We start from the raw sequence: 2588 nt of genomic DNA on the forward strand, positions 1-2588 counted from the left end.
CCCGCCGACGAGGCCGCCACGGCCGGCTCGCGGGCCGACGCGTGGCGCCGGGCCTGGGGCCTGCCCCCCACGGAGGGCGACGCCCCGACCGAGCCGGACACCGACGAGACCACGGAGGAGGGTCGATGACGCGCACCACCTGGTCCCGCCGGGTCGTCGCGGCCCTCGGCAGCGTGCTGCTGCTCGGACTCGCGGCGTGCGGCAACCCGCTCCCGGAGGCCCAGCCCGAGCCGGTCCCGGCCGTCCCGCCGGCCGCCACGACCGTCGTGCAGTCCCAGGACGTGCTGACCGACCTCGGCGCCGTGCTGGCCGCGGCCGACGCCGCGCTCGACCCGGCCCAGCTCCCGCCGCGGATGTTCGGGCCGGCGCTGGCCGTGCGCTCGGCGGAGTACGTCCGCGCCAACGCGACCGCGGGCGCGAAGGCCCCGACCGCGCTCCCCACCGACGCGCAGGCGCTGATCGTGCCGCAGACCGACCAGTGGCCGCGGACCCAGCTGGTCGTCACCAAGCAGCCTGACGACCTGCAGGCGCCGCGCATCCTCGTCATGCAGCAGGCCGCGCCGCGCGACCCGTACAAGCTGTGGGGCTGGGGCCGGATGGGCGCGGGCGTCCAGATGCCCCCCACCGCCTCGCCCGAGACCGGCAGCCCGGTGCTGGCGCCGGACGCCACCGGCCTGGTGGTGACCCCGACCGAGGCGCTCCAGCGGTACGCCGACGTGCTGGCCAACGGAGACGCCTCGGCCTTCGCCGCGACGTTCGCCCCGGACACGTTCCGGTCGAGCATCGAGGCGGCCCGCGCGGCGACGGCGGCGGGCGTCCAGGCGGCCGGGACGGCCAGCGAGACCTACACGCCCGAGGCCGCGCCGGTCGTCAGCCTCGGCACGGTCGACGGCGGTGCGATCGTCGTCGGCCAGCTCACCACGGTGTCGACGGTGACGCTGACGGTCGCGGGTGGGACGATCCCCATCTCCGACCCCTTCTATGCGGCGCTCACCGGCAAGCAGAGCGCCGGCAGCAACTTCGTCCGGACGTTCACCGACGTGCTGGTCATGTACGTGCCCCCGGCAGGCAGCGGAGCACCCGTGCAGCTGCTCGCCGCCGAGCACGCCGTCACGTCGGCGACGGCCGAGTGACCGACCGATAGCCCGACCGACCACCCACCGACGCAGGCCTCGAAGGAAGATCGACGCATGTCCCAGCCCACCGGACCCCGCCCCCGCCTCGACGTCCGCGGCGCGGTCGACCTCTCGACGCTGAACCGCCCCGCGACCCCGGCCCCGGGCAGCCCCGGCGGCCTGCCGGCGCCGGGCACCTACGTCGTCGACGTGGACCAGGGGTCGTTCCCGGCGCTGGTGCAGAGCTCGACCGAGTACCCGGTGGTCGTCGTCCTCTGGTCCCCGCGCAGCGAGGCCAGCGCGACGGTCGCGGCGGACCTGGCCGCGCTCGCCGACGAGGATGGCGGGCGATGGCTCCTGGCGCGCATCGACGCCGAGGCCAACCCGCAGATCGCGCAGGCGTTCCAGGCGCAGAGCGTGCCGACGGTCGTCGCGGTGCTGGCCGGGCAGCCGCTCCCGCTGTTCCAGGGCGCCTACCCGCTCGACCAGGTGCGCGCGGTCCTCGACCAGGTGCTCGCCGCGGCCGAGGCGAACGGCATCACCGGACGGGCGGCACCGACCACCGGCGGGGAGCCGGCGGAGGAGGAGCCCGAGCCGGAGCTCCCGCCGCTGCACCAGGCCGCGTACGACGCCATCGAGGCCGACGACCTCGCCGCGGCGACCGCCGCCTACGAGCAGGCGCTCAAGGAGAACCCTCGCGACGCCCTCGCCCGCGCCGGCCTGGCCCAGGTCGGCCTGCTCGAGCGGACGCGCGACGCGGACCTCCAGGCAGCACGCGCCGCCGCGGCCGCCGACCCGTCCGACGTCGACGCGCAGCTGGCGGTCGCCGACCTCGACATCCTCGGCGGCAAGGTCGAGGACGCCTTCGCGCGACTGATCGACGTGCTCCGCACGACGTTCGGCCCCGAGCGTGAGCGCGTCCGCGTGCGCCTGGTCGACCTGTTCGAGGTGATCGGCGGCGAGGATCCCCGCGTCATCGCCGCCCGACGCGCCATGGCCAGCGCCCTGTACTGAGCGTTCGCCCAGGTCAGCGGCATATCGGCCGACGTGACCCGCGTCACCGGCCACGGATTTGCCACCTGCGCCGGACGCTGCGTAATGTTCTCGATGTCGCCCGGCAGGGAGGAACGGACACCGCGGATCGAACCGCAGTGGCTGGTCCCCCGGGCAGACCACCCTGGACACTCCGACCGGCGATCTGATCGTCGGTCAACGTGGAGCGTCCGGAAGCGGAACCGCTGGTTCTCACCGCAACAAATGCCCTCTGACGAGGGGGTTTGACGCGGAGGGGCCGCTCCGCTAAGTTAGAACGGTTGCCTCCGGACAGGTTGAAAGGCCTGGAGGGATGCGCGTCTGTTCCTTGAGAACTCAACAGTGTGCCAAATAGTCGATGCCATATGGCTCGCTATCGGAGGTGTTTGCGGCCCGTTTGGGTTGTGGGTGCTGAGGTGGTGGGTCTTGGTTGAGATTGGT

Annotated in this window: 2 protein-coding genes; both read left to right on the forward strand. The window is 73.9% G+C overall.

Annotated elements, in window-relative coordinates:
- Positions 1-125 precede the first annotated feature (125 nt).
- Positions 126-1133 (forward strand): hypothetical protein, encoded by a 1008-nt coding sequence (locus tag ACXJKG_RS20595; protein WP_456847584.1) that lies wholly within the window; start codon positions 126-128, stop codon positions 1131-1133.
- Positions 1134-1190: 57 nt separating this feature from the next.
- Positions 1191-2129, forward strand: coding sequence for a co-chaperone YbbN (locus ACXJKG_RS20600; protein ID WP_456847585.1), 939 nt, complete (start codon positions 1191-1193; stop codon positions 2127-2129).
- Positions 2130-2588 lie beyond the last annotated feature (459 nt).

Source organism: Cellulomonas sp. P5_C6 (assembly GCF_054049635.1).